Annotated in this window: 21 protein-coding genes; all 21 read left to right on the forward strand. The window is 61.1% G+C overall.

The annotated features are described in order from the left end of the window. Positions 1-6 precede the first annotated feature (6 nt). The 21 genes from PMI07_RS21755 to PMI07_RS21855 all read left to right on the forward strand — a co-directional run bounded on the left by PMI07_RS21755 (position 7) and on the right by PMI07_RS21855 (position 20,082). Positions 7-894 carry a baseplate J/gp47 family protein gene (locus tag PMI07_RS21755; protein WP_007757792.1) on the forward strand — a complete coding sequence of 296 codons (888 nt, stop codon included), beginning with the start codon at positions 7-9 and terminating at the stop codon, positions 892-894. After that, positions 894-2,012 (forward strand): phage tail protein, encoded by a 1,119-nt coding sequence (locus PMI07_RS21760; RefSeq protein WP_007757793.1) that lies wholly within the window; start codon positions 894-896, stop codon positions 2,010-2,012. Before PMI07_RS21755 ends, PMI07_RS21760 begins: the two co-directional genes overlap by 1 nt. Continuing rightward, positions 2,012-5,233 (forward strand): DUF4815 domain-containing protein, encoded by a 3,222-nt coding sequence (locus PMI07_RS21765; protein ID WP_007757796.1) that lies wholly within the window; start codon positions 2,012-2,014, stop codon positions 5,231-5,233. The genes PMI07_RS21760 and PMI07_RS21765 overlap by 1 nt, the downstream gene beginning before the upstream one ends. 8 nt (positions 5,234-5,241) lie before the next feature. Further along, complete coding sequence (locus tag PMI07_RS21770; protein ID WP_007757803.1) at positions 5,242-6,306, forward strand: hypothetical protein; 1,065 nt, start codon at positions 5,242-5,244, stop codon at positions 6,304-6,306. Continuing rightward, complete coding sequence (locus PMI07_RS21775; RefSeq protein WP_024164019.1) at positions 6,294-6,929, forward strand: DUF4376 domain-containing protein; 636 nt, start codon at positions 6,294-6,296, stop codon at positions 6,927-6,929. Before PMI07_RS21770 ends, PMI07_RS21775 begins: the two co-directional genes overlap by 13 nt. Positions 6,930-6,971: 42 nt before the next feature. After that, positions 6,972-7,871 (forward strand): FkbM family methyltransferase, encoded by a 900-nt coding sequence (locus PMI07_RS21780; protein WP_007770159.1) that lies wholly within the window; start codon positions 6,972-6,974, stop codon positions 7,869-7,871. A gap of 208 nt (positions 7,872-8,079) precedes the next feature. Further along, positions 8,080-9,552, forward strand: coding sequence for a phage tail sheath subtilisin-like domain-containing protein (locus PMI07_RS21785; RefSeq protein WP_024164020.1), 1,473 nt, complete (start codon positions 8,080-8,082; stop codon positions 9,550-9,552). Positions 9,553-9,582: 30 nt separating this feature from the next. Next, positions 9,583-10,092, forward strand: coding sequence for a phage major tail tube protein (locus PMI07_RS21790; RefSeq protein ID WP_007755787.1), 510 nt, complete (start codon positions 9,583-9,585; stop codon positions 10,090-10,092). 29 nt (positions 10,093-10,121) lie between these two features. Next, on the forward strand, positions 10,122-10,589 hold the full coding sequence (locus PMI07_RS21795) for a phage tail assembly protein (RefSeq protein WP_007755790.1): 468 nt from the start codon (positions 10,122-10,124) through the stop codon (positions 10,587-10,589). A 105-nt stretch (positions 10,590-10,694) separates the two neighbouring features. Beyond that, complete coding sequence (locus tag PMI07_RS21800) at positions 10,695-13,460, forward strand: phage tail tape measure protein (protein WP_024164021.1); 2,766 nt, start codon at positions 10,695-10,697, stop codon at positions 13,458-13,460. After that, positions 13,461-13,922, forward strand: a complete 462-nt coding sequence (locus PMI07_RS21805; protein WP_007761714.1) for a phage tail protein — start codon at positions 13,461-13,463, stop codon at positions 13,920-13,922. Further along, a complete protein-coding gene (locus tag PMI07_RS21810) occupies positions 13,922-15,022 on the forward strand; it encodes a hypothetical protein (protein WP_007761717.1) in 1,101 nt (366 codons plus the stop codon). Before PMI07_RS21805 ends, PMI07_RS21810 begins: the two co-directional genes overlap by 1 nt. A gap of 17 nt (positions 15,023-15,039) precedes the next feature. Beyond that, a complete protein-coding gene (locus tag PMI07_RS21815) occupies positions 15,040-15,282 on the forward strand; it encodes a tail protein X (RefSeq protein ID WP_007761720.1) in 243 nt (80 codons plus the stop codon). Between the two features lie 72 nt (positions 15,283-15,354). Next, positions 15,355-16,188 carry an N-acetylmuramidase domain-containing protein gene (locus PMI07_RS33750; RefSeq protein ID WP_007761724.1) on the forward strand — a complete coding sequence of 278 codons (834 nt, stop codon included), beginning with the start codon at positions 15,355-15,357 and terminating at the stop codon, positions 16,186-16,188. Between the two features lie 59 nt (positions 16,189-16,247). Further along, entirely contained in the window at positions 16,248-16,763 is a 516-nt protein-coding gene (locus PMI07_RS33755; RefSeq protein WP_007761726.1) for a hypothetical protein, read from the forward strand. Next, positions 16,756-17,004, forward strand: a complete 249-nt coding sequence (locus PMI07_RS21830) for a hypothetical protein (RefSeq protein WP_007761728.1) — start codon at positions 16,756-16,758, stop codon at positions 17,002-17,004. Before PMI07_RS33755 ends, PMI07_RS21830 begins: the two co-directional genes overlap by 8 nt. Positions 17,005-17,160: 156 nt before the next feature. Further along, entirely contained in the window at positions 17,161-17,460 is a 300-nt protein-coding gene (locus tag PMI07_RS21835; RefSeq protein ID WP_007761732.1) for a hypothetical protein, read from the forward strand. Next, complete coding sequence (locus PMI07_RS21840) at positions 17,457-17,693, forward strand: hypothetical protein (RefSeq protein ID WP_007761735.1); 237 nt, start codon at positions 17,457-17,459, stop codon at positions 17,691-17,693. Before PMI07_RS21835 ends, PMI07_RS21840 begins: the two co-directional genes overlap by 4 nt. A gap of 94 nt (positions 17,694-17,787) precedes the next feature. Then, the gene (locus tag PMI07_RS21845) at positions 17,788-18,375 is read left to right on the forward strand and encodes a hypothetical protein (RefSeq protein ID WP_155956602.1); all 588 of its coding nucleotides are present in this window, start codon (positions 17,788-17,790) and stop codon (positions 18,373-18,375) included. 119 nt (positions 18,376-18,494) lie between these two features. After that, entirely contained in the window at positions 18,495-18,824 is a 330-nt protein-coding gene (locus PMI07_RS21850; RefSeq protein WP_007761740.1) for a hypothetical protein, read from the forward strand. A gap of 1 nt (position 18,825) precedes the next feature. Then, on the forward strand, positions 18,826-20,082 hold the full coding sequence (locus tag PMI07_RS21855) for a hypothetical protein (RefSeq protein ID WP_007761744.1): 1,257 nt from the start codon (positions 18,826-18,828) through the stop codon (positions 20,080-20,082). Positions 20,083-20,150 lie beyond the last annotated feature (68 nt).

A 20,150-nucleotide genomic window follows, 5' to 3' on the forward strand; every position in this document is an offset into this window, starting at 1 on the left:
AGGGCGTTGTCCACTTCGGCGATCGACATAACCAAATTGCCAGCGCCGAGAGTAATCGAAGAGCTGAACTACGAGGCCTATCGAACTCGCGGCATTCAGGAATTCGTCGCCGTGTGGGAGACCGTTCGTGCGGAGAATCCCTCTCTCGGGCTACCATCTTACACGGTTGACGCGCTGGAGACCGACCCCTTCGTCATCCTCAATGAGGCCGAAAGTTATCGCGAGACGCTTCTGAGGGCTCGCGTCAACGCGGCGCTTCGAGCAACTCTTTTGGCGTTTGCCAAGGGTAGCGACCTAGATCATCTCGCCGCCTTCTATGACGTTTCACGAATGATCGGGGAGCTTGACGACAGGTTGGTTGACCGCGTCATACTGGCCATCCAGGGCAGATCGACCGGCGGTACTGAGCCACGTTACAAATTCATCGCCATGTCGGCGGATATCCGCGTCCAAGACGCCATTGTCTATACTGTCGGCCGTAGCCCGCTCATTCACGTCGCCGTTTTTTCCACTGCTCCAGACGGCGTGGCGTCCGCGGATCTGTTGGAGATCGTCAACGCGGCCCTTCAGGACCCAGCAGTTCGAATGGTCAACGACACCATCGTAGTCGCCTCGGCAGTGAAGCAAGTCATCGACGTCGTCGTGGATGCCTGGCTGTTGCCAGACGCCGACGTCGCAACCTTGGACCGGGCTGCCGACAACCTCCGGGCAGCTTGGTCATCCGCTCGGTCGCTCGGCCGCGACTTCACCACCAGCTGGTGGATGGCGCAGCTCATGATCGCGGGAATTCACAGGGTGAAGCCAATCGCACCGTCTGCCGACGTGGTTGTCGTGCCGTCAGAGTCAATTTCGATCGGAACGATCACCCTTAACAACAGAGGAAGGGCTTACTGATGACTTCTTTGCTCCCCCTCAATACAGGATTGTTTGAGGGGGCGCAGGAGAAGGCCCTCCTGCCGAGGTGGCCCCTTTTGGAGGTTGGAGCAGATGCAATTGCTTCCGCAAAGAGAGCCCCTCCGCCTTCCGTCCTGCCATACCTTGTCTACGAATATGGGCTTGGTGAGCTGACGCCCTACGTGCCGAACCTCTACACGCTTGTCGTCGACCGAGAAGGCGTGAATTGGCAGCGCATTCGCGGAACACCGGCGGCCGTCAATAAGGGCCTTGGTTGGCTTGGTTACTCCGCCACGATGGAGGATGCTTGGCACGGCCGTGCCTATTGGAATAGCACCCAACTGCGGTTCCCCGAACTGCCCGCTAACGACAACCTGGATCTGGAGCGGATCGAAGGGATCACTCGCCTTTCTATGCCGCTGCGTTCTCGGCTCCGCCGTGGCGTCCATCAATATGATGTTGGCGCGGTCGAGGCGGACGGAAGCCGGCTCGACGCCAGCATTCTCGATCGGGAGAGTGGCGTTGCCGTTACGGCCACCGGCACGCTCTGGTCGTTCGGTCGCACCACCGAGATCGATCATCTTCTGACGGAGGCCGAAGGCACCGCGATCGGCAATTGGATACCCGAACCAGCGGAAGGTGGGCTGAAATGGGTGGACATGCAATACCCGTGGGTGACCGCGAACTTCTTGTGGGCCGATAACCCGGCTGTACAACGCCGAACACTGATGGCCGCCTGGTTCGCCGCGCGCGTTCTTTACGTCACGTTCCGCGACCAGAGCGGAGACGTCATCGGCCATCGACGTTGCCGTGCTGATCATCCCGTTCGCGAGCAGGTCGAGGGCGCCTACCTAGTCGGCGGCGTGCGCTATCAGCCGCAACCGGGCGCCGCGCGTGTTTACCTCGAAGCGATGACAGATTTCGAGGACGCATTCGACGTCGAAGCGAAGGCCGTCGAACTGACGGTTGGCGCTACCCTGGCGCCTGGCATCAAGCCCGGCCGGCTCTGGCTGCAGCCGGGCGAGCTACTCGGCGGTCACGCGATCGCCGTCACGTCCATTTCCCTGCCGCTGCGCAAGACGGTGCGCGAGCAGATCAAAATCCTCATGAGGTTCTAATGTACGAGCACGCTAGCGGCTTGCCCCACGCCTATGACCGCGCCGCAGGAAAGCCTGAACAGCAGAGCGTCGTTTTTTATGGCGATCGCCCGTTCATTCAGGGCGCCGAGTTGGTCGAGCTTCAGACGATCATCCGTGGTCGCCATGATCGGCTCGGCCGCCTGGTCGCCCGTGAGGGCAACCGGATCGCCCGCGCCGACGCCATCGTCGATATCGAAATTGGGGCCATCACCCTTGCCTCCGGCAGTATCTATGTCTCCGGCGACGTCTTCCCAGTGGGCGAAGCCGTTCTGGAAGACGTGCCAATGACCGGCCGCGTCGAAATCGGCGTTCGTCTGGTCCGCTCTTACGTGACGCACGAGGATGATCCCAGCCTCGTCGGCCTGGTTCCCGGCTCTCTTGCCGAGGGCGAGCCAGGTGCTGCGCGCGAAATCGCCAGCATCTCCTGGGCTCTTGAAGGCGACGACGGTGAAGGGGCCTTCTATTCCGTCTACACCCTGCTCGACGGAACTATCCTCGACCAGACCGGCCCGTCCATTCTGGAGCCGGCCCTTCAGGCAATCGCCGCCTATGATCGCCCTAACGGCAATTACATCGTGTCGGGTTGCCGCGTGACGGCGATCAGCGCCGCCGGCGGCAATCAGATCTTCTCGATCGAGCAGGGCGAAGCTAACATCAACGGCTACAAGCGCACCCGTCTTGCGGCCCTACGGCACACTCAGCCCATTGCTTGGGAAGAGGTTGCCATTCCCGGCGAAACCAAAACCTATGGCGGCGGGGCGAGTTACACGTTCGCGGTCGATTTCGCGCCGATCGGCGTCATTAACTCGATCCTTCTGACAAAGGAAAAGACTGTCACGCTAACGCGGGGCGCGATCGCCAATGGCTCTGACGGTTTGCCAGACAGTAGTGTGATTTCGGTCTCGTCCGTCGTCCAGGGCGGCACGACCTACGTCGCGGCCACCAGCTACAATCTTGTCGGCAACGCGATCGATTGGGCGCCTGCCGGCGCGGAGCCGGCAATCGGCTCGACGTATAACGTTACCTATCGGTACCGTGCTGCCGTCGCGCCCACGGCAAGCACCGACACGACAATCACCGTTTCGGGCGGTGTGGCAGGCGGCGACATCATCACTGCCTACACGCAAAAGCTACCGCGCATCGATCGCCTCTGCCTCGGCCAGGACGGTTCGCCGATCTACATCAAGGGGCTGCCGGCGCGTAGCAATCCGATGGCGCCGGGGGTGCCGAGTGAAATCCTGCCGCTTTGCCAGATCTTCAATGACTGGATGTCACTGCCCGTCGTCACCAATGACGGGGTGCGCTCCCTGCCGTATTCGGAGATGTGGCGGTATTTCAACCGGGTGATCGATTATGAGCGGCTGTTCCAGCTGGAGCGCCTTCGCAACAACATCGACTTTCGGGAGCCGGTCGCCAAGAAGGGGATCTTCGTCGATCCCTTCCTCGACGACAGCTATCGCGATGCGGGCGAGGCGCAGACCGGTGCGATTGGCAATGGCATGCTCCAGCTCGCCATCACGCCGACGTTCTTCACCGGGACGCTCACTGCGCCGGTCATGCTGGATTGGGTTGAGGAAGTCCTGGTCACACAGGACCTGAAGACGGGTTGCGAAAAGATCAACCCCTACCAGAACTTCAATCCGCTGCCCGGCTCACTCCGCCTCACACCGGCTGTCGACTTCTGGACCGAGGATAGAACCGACTGGCTCTCTGCGCAGACCATCGAGTTCAACCGTGGCACTCGCTTCGACGGTGGCCCGCTGCAGACGACAGACACGGAAACCCAGCTCGTCGACCATCGCGTCGAGCAGCTGGAATTCCTTCGGCAGATCCCGGTGGCTTTCACCATCAGCGGCTTTGGCCCAGGCGAAATCCTCCAGACGCTGACCTTCGACGCCATCAACGTCAAGCCGGCGGGAACACAGACTGCCAATGGTTCCGGACAGATCACCGGCACGTTCAACATTCCGCTGAACGTCACCGCTGGCACGAAGATCGTTGCCGCCAAGGGCGTCGGCGGGACGGAAGCCAACGCGATGTTTACCGGACAAGGCACCATCGAGATCGACACCATGCGGCGGGTGACAACGGTCCAAAACTGGACAGCACCTCAGCTGGTTCAATGGGTTCGAGATACCGGAAATAACGGCTGGGACAATAACACCTCCGATGGCACCGGAAGTGCGCCGGATCCGCAAGCTCAGATGTTCGCGGTACCGGAGATGCGCCAACTGGTGGGCGTCGATTTCCATATCTGCCATGTCGGCAACCAGGCGAACCATCTGCTCGTGGACCAGGTATCGATCAACAACGGATACCCGACGACGAACATTGCCGCCGAGGTAGTCGTGCCGATGACAGGTGCCGTCGCCGGCTGGAAGGAGGCGCGCTACAATCTGCCGCTGACCACGCCGGCTGATCGGGCGCATGCGTTCGTCATCAAGACCGATGATGCCGACCATTCCGTCTCGTTCGCCAAGCTCGGCGGCTTTGATGAGACCTTGCAGAAGTTCGTGACCTCGCACCCTTATGTGACGGGGCCGCGTTTCTCCTCGGTCAACGCCCAGACATGGACGGCGCATCAGGATGAGGCACTCGCCTTCAGGATCGTCGCCGCGAAATACCTGGTGACCACGAAAACGGTTCCCCTGGGTAGCTTCGCGCTCAATCAGGCCTCTGATCTTCAGGTCCGAGCCGCTATCGAGCTTCCCGGTCCCGGATGCTCGGTCGTGTTCGAGATCGAGCGCACCAACGGCACGATTTACCGCCTCTTGCCGTTCCAGGTGCTGCAGCTCACTGAGTTCATCACCGAGACGGTGCAGCTGCGCGCCATCCTGACCGGAACAGAAAAGCTTTCCCCGGTGCTATTCGCTCCGGTGCAGCTGGTTGCCGGCAAGATCGGCACGACGCTGACCTACATCACCCGCGCCTTCACGCTGGGGACGGCTGTCCGGTTGACCAGCTACCTGAAGGCGTTCCTGCCGGGCGGCGCCTCGGTCGCCATGCACTATTCCAAGGATGGCGGAGCCTGGACGAGTCTTCCGTTTGTCAGCGCCGACGCCTTGGCGTTCCCGCTGTGGACGGAGCGCAAACATGAGGTGACGGGCCAGACCGGCACTCTGGTTCGCCTTCGCATCACCGGGACCGGAGGACCGGCCGCCCGGCTCATAATCGGCGATCTTGGCGCCGGCATCTTCTGAGGATCGATATGGCAGTCACCGAACACTACGCTATCCCGCTTCCCGACCCGGCCGCCGAGGTTGATGAGGAATTCTATCGCCTGCAGCAGGCGTGGGCGGTCGTCGATGCCGCTATTTGGGCTCTGGCTAATGTCGTCGCCAACAAGGCCAATGCCAGCCACGGACATGGGATAGCTGATATCTCCGGTCTGGTGACGGCGCTTGCCGGAAAGATGGCCGCCACGCAGACGTTCGCGCTCGACGACCTGACCGACGTTAACGGCGCTACGGGCGCGGCAACCAATTACCTTCTGGTCAAGAACGCCAGCGGGCAATGGGTTCCATCTTCGGCTATCGCCGCGCTCGGTACCCATCAACACGCGACGGCCGACATCGTCGGCCTGACTGCCGCGATCAATGCCGCTGTCGCCGCCGTGGTCGCGGCGGCGCCGACGACACTCGACACACTCAACGAGCTGGCGGCCGCGATCGGTGACGATCCGAATTTCGCGGCGACGATAGCCGCGCAGATCGGTTTAAAGGCACCAACCGCGAGCCCGACCTTCACAGGGACGCCGGCAGGCCCTACCGCCGCCGCTGGAACGAACACGACGCAACTGGCAACGACAGCTTTTGTTGCCGCGCTCGGCGCTCTGAAGGCTAATCTGGCATCACCAACATTCACAGGGACGCCAGCTGCACCAACTGCCGCGGCCGGCACTAACACGACGCAGCTGGCGACGACGGCATTCGTCGACAATGCGCTAAGTAAGACGGTCGTCAAACGAAGCGGGCAACTTACACCTTCCCTCGGCGGCACCCTCACTTACGCTCACGGCCTCAGCTACACCCCCGATGAGTATTGGGCGGAGTTGGAATGCATCGCGACTGACAATGGCTGGGCCGCTAGCAACGTAATCAGAGCGCATGTCGACGACAACGGCGGCGGCTACGGTATCGAAGTATTTCGTGACGGCACGAGTGTGTATGGCATCGTCGGTGCAAATGGTATCGGCGTTCATCATAATAAAACGACTGGTGCTGCTTTTGTCCCAACAGTAGCAAGCTGGAGAGTGCGTCTATGTACACGCTGAGTGAAAGGTTCTATCGGGATACAGAGGGGCGTTTTCTTGGCTCCTTCATTGGCGATTGGGTCAAGCAACCGACGCAGTCGGAGCCGCCACCAGATCCGTTGCCGGAAGGATGGGAGCCGCCAGACGAGGTATACGTCGAGGTTTGGCCGGATATTCCTGCCGGGGCTGTCGAGGTGTCACTAGCCCCCGAGCGAGCCGGTCAAATCTACGACCAAGTGGCATCAGTATGGATGGATCCGCCGGTCACCGCCGCAGAAGTGGACGCCGAGCGTGATCGGCGGATCGGGGCGGGTTTCACCTTCGAAGGCGTTTTGTATCAGTCGGACAAAGAGGCGCGCGAAAACATCATGGGGGCGCACAAGGCGGCCTCGGATGCGATGATGCTGTTTGGTGCTCAATCCGGAGATCTTGCTTGGCGCCTGCTTCTTGACCCCGCAGGACCGGAAGTGTTCGAGTGGATCGCTTCGGACAATTCCCGCGTACCGATGGATGCACCTACCGTGCTTCGCTTCGGCTATGCCGCCCTGTCCCACAAGGCGAGCCATATCTTCGCTGCGAGCGATCTAAAGAGCATGGACCCGGTACCGGTCGACTTCGCCACTAATCCGGTTTACTGGCCGTAAGCCCGCGCATGCTAGCCGCGGCGAAGCTCTAGGCCGACTCCCTTGCCGTCCACCAACGTACAGCCAGGACTGGACGACATCTATCTCGTCATGCTTTTAGTGCTTCCCAAGCGTAAACGAGAGACCGCCATGAGCCTTAGATCGACCATCCTCAACGCCGTCATAAAAGACAGCATGATGATTACGGATTGCGCCTCTAAAGAGGACATCATGAAAGTCATCAGCCTGTTGACGCCGGTCCCGATTGGGGTCGAGCTTATTCGTATCGGCAGTGAGGGAGATGGGGGCTATTTGATTCCGGATGATATGGACGGGATCGAGTATTGTTTCTCGCCGGGGGTTTCGGAGGTTGCGGACTTCGAAGGGGATCTCGCCTCTAGGTTCGGGATTAAGTCTTTTCTCGCCGATGCCAGCGTCGAGGCTCCTCCGTCTCCTAATGGAATGTTTGATTTCGAGAAAAAATTCCTCGGGGCGACGGATGGAGGGGATTTCATCCGATTGTCAACCTGGATTAACGAGAAGCTAGGCCCCGGTGAGAGGTCTGACATGATCTTGCAGATGGATATCGAAGGCGCGGAATTTGACGTCCTTATCGAGACTTCCATCGAAACATTGAGGCGCTTCCGGGTGATGGTCATCGAGTTTCATGAGCTCGACATGCTTCTCACCAAGAAGGCGTGCCGCTTTCTAACGCCGATTTTCGAGAAGTTGGCGGCGGAGTTTGTCGTGGCTCATATCCACCCTAACAACTATCGAGCCCCGAGCTCAGCTTACGGTATCAAGGTGCCGCGAATTCTAGAAGTGACATTTCTTCGTAAGGACAGGATCAAGGAGGACCGCGCAGTGGAATGCTTGTCATTCCCGCATAAACTGGACCGAAAGAACGTGCCCTCTGCGCCCGATGTCATTTTGCCGGAGATGTGGTGGAAGCCGCAGGCGTAGGCCTGCAACAATGGTGAATCCGCCGGCCGCCAACGGACCCGATTCCGGCTGACGTCACCACAGATCCTGTCTACTGGCCGACGTGACGTAGACTGCGTCAAGGGGCTGCTGCCGGACATTTAGACTCAACCGAACCCGCCCTTTGAGGCGGGTTTTTCTTTGCCCGCCATCCGGTGCGGGAAAACAAAACCAATAAGGAATAAGCGCGATGGCCGACATTTACCTTCACGGCGTGGAAACTACTGAAAATACCAATGGCCCGCGGCCTGTCGAGACGATCGACACCGGCGTGATCGGCCTCATCGGCACTGCCCCGGATGCGGAAGCTGGACTCTGGCCGGTTAATACTGTGGTGCCAATTTATGGCGCTGGCGGTGCGGTCCAGGGCCTCGGTGCCAACGGCACGTTAAAAGATGCGATTGAGGGCATCTTCGATCAGGCTGGTCGGGTCTCCCATACGATTCTCGTTGTTCGCGTGACGGAGGGCGCCAATATCAAGGAGACGATGACGAATATCATCGGCAGCTCCACGCAATTCACCGGCGTGCACGCGCTCCGCAAGTCACCCGGTGAGCACGGTCTTACCCCAAAGCTTCTTATTGCCCCCGGCTTCACCTCGAGTCGCCCGACCGATGGCATCTCGGCGATAGCCAAATCGACGGACGGGGTAGGGTACACCTCCGCGCCTACGGTGGCGATATCAGGCGGAGGCGGGACTGGCGCAACTGCCGTCGCAACGATCAACAGCGTTACCGGAAAGCTCGATGAAATCGTCATCACCAACCCGGGGTTCGGTTATACCACCGTCCCGACGGTCACGCTTTCCGGCGGCGGTGCAACGACCCAGGCCACGGCAACGGCGACGGTCGGCACGGTCGCCAACCCCGTCACGATGGAGTTGCTGACGCTGGCTAACCGGTTCCGCGCAGGCGTGATCAAGGATGCGCCGGCTACCACGACCTCGGCCGCGATTTCGGACCGTCTGGACTACGACACCGATCGTCTTCTGATAGTCGAGCCGATGGCGAAGATCTTTAAGGATGCGGCGGTGGTGCAGGAGCCGGCTTCCGCTCGTGTCGCGGGCCTTCAGGCTAGGGTGGATTATAGCGAGGGATTTTGGGTCTCGCCGTCCAACCATGTGATCGAAGGCATCGTCGGCGTGTCTCGCCCGATCGAGCATTCCATCACCGACCCGTCGGCCGAGTCTCAGCTGCTCAACAAGAACGCGATCGCCTGCATCGTGCGTGCCCCGAGCGGCGGCTTCAAGCTTTGGGGCTCTCGCGTGCCGTCGTCGGACTCGCTCAAGTCCTTCTGGTCGGTCCGGCGGGCCCACGACACGATTATCGACTCGATCGAGCGGGCTGCAGAGCCTTTCATCGACCGACCGTTCAGTGTCCAGGTGCTCGTCGACATCGCTGAGACCGTAAACAGCGCGCTTCGTCGCTGGAAAGCTTTGGGCGCTACCCTGGGCGGCCGCGTCTGGCTCGACACCACGCTCAACACCAAAGAGACGTGGGCGAACGGGCAGCTGTTCATCAGCTACGACGGTGAGGCGCCGGCTCCGATCGAGCATATCACCTTCATCTTCAACCGGAACACCGGCTACTACGAGGAGCTCGGCTCCAGTGCCGTCCGCGAGATCGCCCGCATGGCTGGTACGGCTATCCCTGCCAACGCCTGATCACAACCGCACGCATAAGGAGATCGAACCATGCGGCATATTCTGCAGGGCTTCACCATGTTCATGGATGGGCTCGACTTCGGCATCGACACGGAGGAAGTGGAGCTCCCGCTCCCGACCCCGGTCACCCAGGAATACAGGGGAGGCGGCCAGGATTTGGGCATCACGCTTCCCATGTCTGCGATCGAGGCCATCCAGATCACCGTCAAGATGGCGGGCCACAACCCCGACATCATGGCGGTCATGGCGCAGGCGCCGGGCGTCACCCGTCGCGTTACCTTCCGCGGCGGTGTGATGCGGGAGCAGGACGGTGGGATTGCCGCTCACGTCTGCATAGTCGAAGGCGCCATCAATGGCAGCTCTCGCGACCGCTGGCAGCGCGGTGAGAAGTCAGGCGTCGAGTTCGTCATGAACGGTGTCAAGTATTTCCGCTACGAGGCCGACACCCGCATCATCCATGAGCTTCAGGTCTGGCCTCCGGTCCGGATGATCAACGGCGTCAACCAGCTCGCCGCTCTTAACCAGGCGCTCGGCTATTAAGTCGAGCCCCCAACCTACAGGAGAGTGACGTGGTGGATCAGGTCACAAGGGCAATGTCGCAGCAGGAAATGGATCGCGTCCTGGAGCGCAAGGCAAAAGAAGTGGTGGTGGGCGCAGTTGCCAGCATGGCGCCCCCCGTATTCGTCGAGGGCGCCGTGAGACACATCTCCGTGCCACTCGATTATCCGGTCACCTTTAACGGCGGGACCATCAGCGAGGTAGTCATTCGACGGCCGACCATGAGGGAGTGGCGCGCATACCTTCGGGAATGTGTTGACGCGGTGAAAGAAAGAGGTCCGGGCGCTGACGACGATGTCGACCAAGTCTGGCTCAGCGTACCAGCCGTCGTTCTGGAGAACCTCGATTTCATCGATGCTTCGCGTGTGGAGAGCGCGCAAGAAGGTTTTTTCGAACGCACAAAGTCGTCTCCAGAGACGGAGACGGCGGATTCGTCGTCCAGCACATCCGACACTGGAGAACCTTCGCCTTCGTCGTGATGAGGGAGAGCCAGGGCGGCGTGAGTATGGAAACCATTTTGGACGGCACCTTCCCGGATCTCATCGATCTGTGGGAGGAAGCCGTCTATATTCGATAGGTGAACAATGGTCAGCCGCACCGCTACCCTCAGACTCCAGCTCATCGATTCGGTAAGCGGCCCCTCAAAGAATGCGGCCGGCGCGATCAGCAGCATCAATTCGGCGCTCGCCAAGCTCGGAAAGGGCGGGTCGCCCGAGATCCGGCGACTGGCAAAGCAGCTCGAGTACCTTCAGAAGAAGGCGGGTTCGATTGAGGATTTCACGGCTACTCGCCGTGGCTTCAAGGATCTCGCCACGCAGATGAAGGCGGCGCAGAGCAACGTCTCCCGTCTCGAGGCCGCGCTTAAATCCGCATCCAAGCCTACAGCGAAAATGAAAGCGGATCTCGAGTCCGCCAAGGCCTCCCTGCGATCGACCACACAAGCCTTTAGGGACCAAGGGAACGCCGTCCGCCAGTCGGAACGTGCCCTGCAATCATACGGTATCGCCGGCCGCCGTGGGATCTCCAGCTCGCAGCAGGCAATTCGCAATGAGATCGGCAAGACGATTCGCGAAATGCGTCGCCTCGACCAGGAGGCGCGCAAACCCAAGCCGCCGACCCCGCGGCCGCCACCTAGCCAGCGCCCTCCCGGCGGAGGATCTCCAGCCTATGACGCCGTCACGGCGGTGGGCGGCGGCGTGGTCGCCAACACCGGCAAGAACATTGCTCAGAAGTCGTTTTTCCTAGGCGTCGACTTCAACCGGGCCGCTGAATACCAAGCCGCGTTGGGTGACTTCAAAGGCGCCGATCGGAACGCGCTCAATCGTCAAGCCGAGAAGATCGGTGGCGACACCCGCTTTTCGAACGTGGATGTCGTCCGAGCGCAGACCACCGTCCTCCAGCGCGGTATCCGCGACGTGAAGCAGATCTTGGATCTGACGCAGAAGGTCACCGATTATTCGCTTGCCATGGGCGTCACTCTCGAGGAAGGCGCTGAGGCGGTGACCGGCTCGGCACTGTCGAAGCGCATCGATCTTCAGGATACCAAGGCTATCGGCAACTTTGTCGATTTCATGGTCTGGATGGCGAAGAACGGCGGTATGTCGAATGACGACGTCAGCCAGTTCGTCAAATACGGCGGTGCGCCTACGACGGGCGCCAAGCTGTCTGATGAAACCATGGCAGCCATGGGCATGATCCTCCGCCGCTCCGGAGTGCGAGGAGACGAGGCCGGCGTGTTCGCCCGCTCGGCCGCATCCAAGCTTGTGGCTCCCACTCAGAAGGGCAAGGACGCCCTGGCTGCGATGGGTATCGACTTCAGTAAGTTCACGTCGATCGACTCCATGAATGAGGCCGGTATCGGCATCATGATGAAGCAGAAGTTCGCAGCCACCCTCACTGACGACATGAAGCAGAAGGTTAGGGAGCTCATCCAAAACGGTGAGTTCACGGACCAGGAAACCGGTGAGAGCCGATCGGTCATCTCGGACACCGGCGAGTTCGCTTCGCAAATGAGCCAGATCCTCGCCCCTTTGTTCACCGATAAGAATGGGAAGATGTCTGTTCAAGACGCCAAGGCCCTTTCGAAGGCTCTTGCCGACTACCAGAAGTATTCCATCGACAGCGTCGACACGATGGGGCTGCTCAACGCGATCGCCGGCGCGCAGCCGGGTATCGGCAACCTCAATGCTTTCTTCACCGACAAGCAGGGTGGCCGCGCCAACATGATCTTCTCGCAATGGGCAGAATTTCAGAGGCTGCTCGGGATGATGCAGAACGTTCCCGGTGGGATCGCAAACAAGATCGGTACCGAAGCGAACCAGGGCATCTACGGTGATTGGACGAAGCTGACCGGTACCATCGAAACAGCGATGACCCGCATCGGGCAGGATTGGGAGTTCGCGACCAGGCCGATGATCAACAAGGCCAACGAGATCGTCGACAGCTTCATTGGCCTATCGGACAGCACCCGACGTCTCATTGAAGCTTTCGGTGCTGCGGCGGCAGTCCTCGCCGGCTATGCTGCCGCCCAAGGTGCAAAGAGTCTATTGGGACGCCTCCTGGGTGGCGGGGGCGTGCCTGCGCCGGCCGCCGCTGCCGGAGGCGCTGGCTTTCTCGGCAGGGCATCCGGGCTTCTTGGCCGAATTGGGCTTCCTTTTCTGGCGGCGACGACTCTCGGCCGAGGCTCCTTGGTGGACGACCCGAAGCTACTCGAACGCCTACGTGGGGATCTTAGCGGTGCAAGAACCGCCCAGGTCTCACAGGCCGCCAAAGTGGCGCAGGCGCAACCGATCAGGGACCAGATGAATGGTATCACCGCGAGCTGGCCCATCGCCGCACAGCTCGGGATGCGAGACTACATCGCTGCGATCGTTAACGGTGGCGCCGACGCCCAGGCTGAGGCCGCCAGGGTCGGGGAAGATATCAAGACGCAGCTTTCGATTTACGCGAAGCCTGATGTCGATACCAGCCAACTTCAACGCGCGCTCGATCTGGCACGTCAGTTGGCGGCAGTCCTCAGAGGCGAGGCAAGCGGCGGCAGCGTTGCGACATCGTCCGCACCCTCGGCCGATACGCAAATTGGGCACCCGCGGGCGCGCGGCGGCCCGGTCAAGAAGGGTGTCACCTACCCAGTCGGGGGCAGCGGCATCGAACTGTTCACTCCTGGAGCTGACGGCTTCATCAGCCCGGGGGGCGCGGGCGGAGGAGCAGCCAGCATCAGCGTCCACCAGACGAACCACTTCCACGGCGGGCGCGGCAAGGATGACGGCGAGCTTGTCCGCACGCTCGATCGTCAACTTAACCGCGCTGCGCAGACCGCGTTCTCAAGCATCAGATACGGAGACAGTTAAATGCTTATGGCGTGGGGATCATACCGGTTCACGGTACCGAACTACTCGGTCGAAACGCTTCGGCGATCCATTGAGGCGAGGGTTGAACCGCAAAACATCATCGGCGCGGCTCCCTCGCTGCACCGACTCGGGCCAGGCAATGAAAAGCTCACGCTCTCTTCGACATTCCACCCGCGCCACCTCAACGGGCGCGGGCTTGAGCAGCTGGCGGGCGTGCGCCAAGCTGTCAACGCTCTGGTTCCACTGCCACTTGTTCATATCAACGGCGCAGGCATGAACATTTTCGGCAACTGGATCGCCACCTCGGTGGAGGACGAGCAGACGGTGCTCGACAACGCCGGCACCCCACAGATGGTCACCGTGACCATGAACCTCACGCGCGACGACACGTCGGCGGCCAGGTCGATGGCGATCTCGGCGGTGCTCGGCGGAATCAACTTCAGTGTGAGGCTCGGTTTCTGATGCCTGTTCCGTACTTCACGATCTCGGCCGATGGCGTGGATGTCACCGGGCGGCTTGCTGGACTCGGCATGACCATGACGGTCACCGACGGAGCCGGCCTCAAGTCCGACACGCTGCAGATCACCATCGACGATCCGGAAGGTTCGGTTGAACCTCCGCGCACAGGCGCAGTGCTCAATCCGCTCGGCGGGTACGAAGGGCGGATGCGGGACTTCGGTCTCTTCTCCGTCGACAGCGTGGTCTATAGCGGCTGGCCGCAGAAGATCACCATCGATGCCAAGTCGGTAGCAGCGAAATCACTTGCCAAGCAGCGCGAGCCAAAGGCGTACCCAAAGGAAAAGTACCCGACATACGGGGACATCTTTTCGGAGATCGCCGGCAAGATTGGCCTTACGCTACAGATCTCTGTTGAGATCGGCTCGAAGGAAAATCCCTACGAGGCGCAAGCGGAAGAGGACTCGCTCGAGTTCACCACGCGCCTAGGGGAAAAGTTGAATGCCTCCGTCTCCGTCAAGTCCGGGAACCTGGTCGTGGCAAAGAAGGGGTCTGGTGAAAGCGTGGGCGGCGTGGCGATGGGCGTGATCTTCGTAGCCAAGGGCTACAACATCCTCTCCTACACCGTCACGGAGAAGGATGAGCCGAAGCATTCGGAGGTCGAGGCCACCTACTACGACCGCCAGAAGAACAAGCGCGAGACCGTCACCGAATCGACGGGGCTCGATGGCCCGAAGTTCCTGGTACGCACGCCGTTCCAGAACAAAGAAGAGGCGGAGGAGGCGGCTAAATCCCGCGCCAGCGAATTGGTGCGCATGACGGGCGATGCCAGCTTCGAGATCGATGGCGAACCCTTCGCGCAGGCGGAGGCCTATGCCGTGGTGAGCGGGTGCCGTTCTCGAGTCAATGGCCTGTGGTGGGTTCAGACGGCCACGCACCAGTTCTCGGCCGACGGCCCTTACACTACATCGCTTCAATGCGGAGCGCCGACCGATGAGGGCAAGGGCAACGCATCCGAAGCCGCATCTGCTGGCGGGGGGCCTCCCGGGAGCGGATACGAGGCGGGCACGCCTCAACTCACAAGCCCTGATACCGGCGTAGCGTAACCGAAGAGGAGCCCATAATGAAAGGCCAGTTCATGACTGGCGCCGATGGCTCGGCCGTCTACGTCACGATTGACGGAGACATGATCGATGCCATCGCGCACGCCTACTATGGCAAGCACGCCCGCAACACCGAGGCCCTCCTCGAGGCGAACTGGCACGTCGTTTACCTGGGGCCCGTTCTGCCGGCTGGCACCGTGATCAAGCTTCCGCAGATCGCCACCACGGCGCAGCCCGCGACCTTCCGCAGGCTTTGGGACTGACCATCTCAGCAGCACGCATCCACTGAGCCCCGCGCCGGCCGGCCGGGGCTTTTTCTTTAAGGAGACATCCCAATGAATTTTACAGGCACGGGCGCCAAGCTCGCCGGGCCGGACTTTGCTCGTGCAGCGAAAACGATCGGGTGCGAGACTGCCGTCGTTCAAGCCGTCGTTTCCGTCGAGGCCGCAGGCGCTGGCTTCGATGCGAATAACCGCCTGAAACTCCTTCCGGAGCCGCATTATTTTTACAAACTGTTGTCCGGTGCCAAGCGGGACGAGGCGGTGCGGCGGGGGCTCGCGTATCCAACTTGGGGTGAGCAGCCATACGACAAGACCCAGGACCTACGCTATGAGCGCCTTGCACGCATGATTGCCATTGAGCTTGAGACGGCTCTCGACAGCTGTTCGTGGGGGCTCGGTCAGATCATGGGCGCCAACGCCGAAACATGCGGGTATCCCAACGCCCGCGGCATGGTCACCACTTTCCTTGAGGGGGAGGGCGCGCAGCTTGACGGCATCGTCGGCTTCATTATCGGCAACGGTCTGTCCGGCGCCATGGTGCGTAAGGACTGGAAGGTGATCGCCCGGGGCTACAACGGCTCTGGCTACGCCAAGAACCAGTACGACACGAAGCTGCAGAAGGCTTACCTAAGCTTCGCGAAGGGGCAGCCTGCCGGTGCTGATCCTCTGGCGGATGGCGTCCTCTCCATGGGTGATGCCGGCGCTGTCGTCATCGATCTGCAGAAGGCGCTGACCGCTCGCGGCTTCGCCACCGGCGGGATCGACGGCGCGTTCGGCAAGCTGACCGACCAGGCGGTTCGCCAGTTCCAGAAAGTCACCAGGCTTACGGTCGACGGCAAGGTCGGCCGAAATACCGGACGGACGCTCGGCCTCGGCTGGGCTGCCTGATCAAACCGCACAATCCGCTACCACCGCCGCCTCGAGCGGCTTTTTCTTTGGAGACTACTATGATCCGCAAGTATGCAACCCTGTTTGTTCTGGCCGTTGTGGTCGCGCTCGCTTCCCCTGTTATGGCGGTGGTGGCGCTGGCGCAGGAGGCCGCGTCCAACACCACGGTTAGCGGCGGCAGCATTTTCGCTGTCGTTGCGCCTTACATCCTTGAGCTCGCATCGGTGCTCGTGGCGGCCATCGTCGCCTGGTTGAGTGCCAAGGTGAAAACGCTGATCGGCATCCAGATCGAGGCGAAGCACAGGGAAGCGCTCCAGTCCGCGCTGCAGAACGGCATAAATCTCGGAATGAGCAAGGCTGGCGGGTGGATCTCGGCGAAGGACTACGACCTGAAGAACAAGGCGCTGGCCGAAGGCGTCAATTACGTGCTCGCGTCGGTTCCCGATGCAATCAAGTTCTTCGGCCTGACGCCTGAAAAGCTCGGCAAGCTGATCGAGGCGAAGCTGCCGACCTACAACGAGCTCTCCGCCGTAGCTGGCGGGGCGGTCGTCGTTCAGGCGCCGGCCAATGGTTAGCACCATTCTATCCTTCCTCTCCACATTCCTCGTCACGCTCCTCACGGAGTGGTTGGCGGACCGGCGTCGGGATGCGGAGATGAAGAAGGCGGGGTCGGTTGAGGCCGCCTCCGAAACTCAAAAGCAGATCGCGGAGGCTGAGAATGTCCAGCACCAGAATGACCTTGTTGAGCGCGGCGGTGCTGCCGACGTTGCTGGCCGGCTGCGTGACCATCTCCGGGCCGGTGGCAACGGCGCCTGATCTCGCTCGCGTTTGCCCCGCGCCCACGGCCGTGGTTCGCCAGAAGGCGATCCTTCGATATCTCGAGTCAGCATCGCCGTCTCCGGATCTCGATGTCCTAGCAACCGAATGGGAACGCCTTGACGAAGGGACTCGCAAGGCGAGGGGGCCGGTGAAATGAGCGACGAGGTGCTGACCGAAGCCGGTAGAAAGATCATGGACGCCAGCCCCGTCTACGGGCCGATGCTGGTGATCCTTGGCCTCGTGATCGTCGCGCTCGTTCTCTGGATCAAGTCGATTTTGAAGGACAAGGACGCGCGGGCAGATGCCCATCTTGAGGACGTTCGCAAGTACGCCTCGGAGAACGAGACGACCCGTTCGGCCATTGCCGCCAACACTGAGCAGATCCGCGCCAATACGCAGACCATGACAACGATGATCGAAGTAATTCGAGAACGGGAAAGGGCGCGCGGATGACGCTGACTTCAATCCTCGAGAAAATGTTCATCAAGAAGGTGGATCGCGAGAAGAGCGCCCTCCGGGATCTGGTTCTCCACGCCGAACGGGCGGAGCTCGAGAGAAATCAAGGCCTTTTGAGGGGAGAGGTCCGGCAATACGAGCAGATCGTCGCGTCCAGTTCACGCATCATGGACACCATGACGCAAGCCATGATTATGATGGAGACTCCCCGTGGCAGACCAAAAAAATAGTAACCACCTCATGTGGGCGTCAATCGGTCTCGGTGCCGGGTATTGGGTTTTGGCTCCTCTGGCTGGAAATCCCCTCCTATCGATCATCTTGTCTATGGCTGTCGGCATCACCTCATGCGTGGCGCTTTACGAGTATGCGCCGGAGGCGTGGCAGGTGGTCGTGAAACAAAAGCGAAGCGCGGACCCGCGTGGTCGAGGCAGCCACCTCGCGCTTTACGGATTCTTCCTGTTCTCCTTCGGCTCTGCATTCGCGTGCGCGTATTCCCTGAGCTGGCTCTGGTACGGACAGCCGAACGCATGGATCGGTTCGCCGGCCGCCAACTTTAGCCGCTTCTGCCACGCCAGCGGCTTTGCACTGATGCAGGCGGGGCCCGCCTTGAAGAAGGAAGGCTTTGTCGTGCGGCCCACCTGGTGGGTGACGGCTATCGCGGCCGCACTCCTCGTCCTCCTCGGCTTCTATCTTGGCCTGCAGTTCAAATCGATCGAAGTTTCGGACGTGCGGGAGTGGCAGAGTGTAGTCGCCGCTAGACCGGTTTGCCCACCGGGGGAGCCCGGGATGATTCCGACCAGCAAGCTCATCCACACCGATTCGGGCCCCTATCAAGATCGCATCGCCCTGCGCCGCTGCGTCCCTGACGCGGGCGATGACAAGCGCTCCGGATCCCCGGCGTTCAGAGATTAACGTGCTGCGTTCTCGCGACCCGTGGCCTGGGGCGTTGCGGCGAACGCTTGCTCTCGGCGTGATCCACCGCGCCGAGGGCGCTTCTTTCCCAGCATTTCAACATCTCAAGGAGTAATTCCATGGCCCTCTCTGGCTGCCACATCGTATGCGCTTACGCAGGCTCTCTCGCGCCGCAGGAGCGGGGCGTCGCCATTCTCGGTCGACCACTCTGGTCTGAAACTCTGACGGCCGGCGGCTCCGCCAGTGCCAAGGCAGCTCCGGGCGCTGATCCGTACGGCAAGCGCGGCCAGGCGGTCATTCATTATCGCGCAGTGGTCGACGGCTACCTCATCATCGACAAGGCTCCGAGTGCCGGAAACGCCACGCAATCGCGCGTGGTGGCGCCGGCGGGGGAGATGCTTACCGTCTACGTGGACGAGGGCGACAAGGCGTTGTTTGTAGGAGCGTGATATGCAGCTGCGAAAATCACTTAGCGGGCTTGGCTCGCTCAAAGGGTTACCGTCACTCGCCGCCCACGTCTCGAAGGGCGGCGGGGGCCGAGTGCTTCGTATCGCGGCCACGCTCGGCCGTATCTCTGGCACGAACGTCGATGGCGGCAACGATGGCACCAACACCCAGCACATCAGCCGCAACGTCCATCGGACAGGCAAGTACGCCGTATCAGGTTTAAGGCTGGTTGCTGGTAACGTGAAGCTGCCGGGAGTTTCGCCTTTTGGTGAGTTGGGCGTCGGAAACGCCGTGACCTATCAGAGCGAGATCGAGCTTGCGGGCGTCAACACCGTCGCCAAGTGGGGCGGCGCCAACTCGCTCTCCGTGCCCGACAAGTCCATCGGTATTTCCGACCCGATTATGGACCTGCCGGCCGGGCAGGTGTTCTACACGCGCCACTGGACAGCTGTTGCCGACGCGACCAAGAATTGGCCCCGTGCACAGTCCATCAGTGCAAATGGGCAGCGCGCCATCAAGGGAACCGATCTATCCTCGTATTTCAGCGGGACGGGCACGCTTGTCGGCGGCACGACAGACGCTCCACACCCGCCGCTCGCTCTGCTCGGCATGGTCCCGCGAGATTCCGTCGCGGTCGCCTACACCGGCACGAGCATCGAGGATGGCAACGGCGACCTCACTACTCTCTCTCCTGACGGTGCCGTGGCGTATATCGGCCGGGGTCTTGAGAACGTCAACGGGTTCAACCTGCCTTCGTGCAAGATGTCGCGCGGCGGCGAAAACCTGCAAGGGCTGGCCGATCCAGTCAGCGGCGCCATCCGACGATCGATGCTGCAGTATGCGACCCACTTCATCTGCGGCTCGCCCACGAACGACATGCTGGTTTCGCTCGCAAGAACGATCGCTGCCATCCAGCAGGACTTCATGACGGTGTGGATGGACGCCTGGTCGAAGGGAGTGCAGGAAATCTGGCAGGTCAACATCATTCCTCGGACCAACAGCAGCAACGTCCCGCTGACCAACTACGAGGCAAATGGAACGTCTCATCGTGATGTTCTGAACAATTGGTTCGTCAACGAGTGCGTCAATAACGGCTGGATCACCGGCGTCATCAACTTTGCTGCCGACTGCGAAGATCCCGTAACGCGTGGAACGTGGAAGGCGGGCTTTACGAGTGACTGGACTCACCCGCTGGACCAGGCTCACACGCTTGGCGCCGCCCGCGTGAACGCCATAGCTTCCAACTGGACCGCGCACTAACACCCCACCGCCCCATCATCGGATGCCGCCACGATCCCCTCCAGGCGGACCTGAGCCCCGTAGCCTTA

It is taken from the genome of Rhizobium sp. CF080 (assembly GCF_000282095.2).
Classification (GTDB): Bacteria; Pseudomonadota; Alphaproteobacteria; order Rhizobiales; family Rhizobiaceae; genus Neorhizobium.

What these genes read in the sequence shown, in the direction of transcription:
- PMI07_RS21760 (WP_007757793.1), top strand. Translation starts at nt 894, where the DNA reads ATGACTTCTTTGCTCCCCCTCAATACAGGATTGTTTGAGGGGGCGCAG.
- PMI07_RS21765 (WP_007757796.1), top strand. Translation starts at nt 2,012, where the DNA reads ATGTACGAGCACGCTAGCGGCTTGCCCCACGCCTATGACCGCGCCGCA.
- PMI07_RS21770 (WP_007757803.1), top strand. Translation starts at nt 5,242, where the DNA reads ATGGCAGTCACCGAACACTACGCTATCCCGCTTCCCGACCCGGCCGCC.
- PMI07_RS21775 (WP_024164019.1), top strand. Translation starts at nt 6,294, where the DNA reads ATGTACACGCTGAGTGAAAGGTTCTATCGGGATACAGAGGGGCGTTTT.
- PMI07_RS21785 (WP_024164020.1), top strand. Translation starts at nt 8,080, where the DNA reads ATGGCCGACATTTACCTTCACGGCGTGGAAACTACTGAAAATACCAAT.
- PMI07_RS21790 (WP_007755787.1), top strand. Translation starts at nt 9,583, where the DNA reads ATGCGGCATATTCTGCAGGGCTTCACCATGTTCATGGATGGGCTCGAC.
- PMI07_RS21800 (WP_024164021.1), top strand. Translation starts at nt 10,695, where the DNA reads ATGGTCAGCCGCACCGCTACCCTCAGACTCCAGCTCATCGATTCGGTA.
- PMI07_RS21805 (WP_007761714.1), top strand. Translation starts at nt 13,461, where the DNA reads ATGCTTATGGCGTGGGGATCATACCGGTTCACGGTACCGAACTACTCG.
- PMI07_RS21810 (WP_007761717.1), top strand. Translation starts at nt 13,922, where the DNA reads ATGCCTGTTCCGTACTTCACGATCTCGGCCGATGGCGTGGATGTCACC.
- PMI07_RS21815 (WP_007761720.1), top strand. Translation starts at nt 15,040, where the DNA reads ATGAAAGGCCAGTTCATGACTGGCGCCGATGGCTCGGCCGTCTACGTC.
- PMI07_RS33750 (WP_007761724.1), top strand. Translation starts at nt 15,355, where the DNA reads ATGAATTTTACAGGCACGGGCGCCAAGCTCGCCGGGCCGGACTTTGCT.
- PMI07_RS33755 (WP_007761726.1), top strand. Translation starts at nt 16,248, where the DNA reads ATGATCCGCAAGTATGCAACCCTGTTTGTTCTGGCCGTTGTGGTCGCG.
- PMI07_RS21830 (WP_007761728.1), top strand. Translation starts at nt 16,756, where the DNA reads ATGGTTAGCACCATTCTATCCTTCCTCTCCACATTCCTCGTCACGCTC.
- PMI07_RS21835 (WP_007761732.1), top strand. Translation starts at nt 17,161, where the DNA reads ATGAGCGACGAGGTGCTGACCGAAGCCGGTAGAAAGATCATGGACGCC.
- PMI07_RS21840 (WP_007761735.1), top strand. Translation starts at nt 17,457, where the DNA reads ATGACGCTGACTTCAATCCTCGAGAAAATGTTCATCAAGAAGGTGGAT.
- PMI07_RS21845 (WP_155956602.1), top strand. Translation starts at nt 17,788, where the DNA reads ATGGCTGTCGGCATCACCTCATGCGTGGCGCTTTACGAGTATGCGCCG.
- PMI07_RS21850 (WP_007761740.1), top strand. Translation starts at nt 18,495, where the DNA reads ATGGCCCTCTCTGGCTGCCACATCGTATGCGCTTACGCAGGCTCTCTC.
- PMI07_RS21855 (WP_007761744.1), top strand. Translation starts at nt 18,826, where the DNA reads ATGCAGCTGCGAAAATCACTTAGCGGGCTTGGCTCGCTCAAAGGGTTA.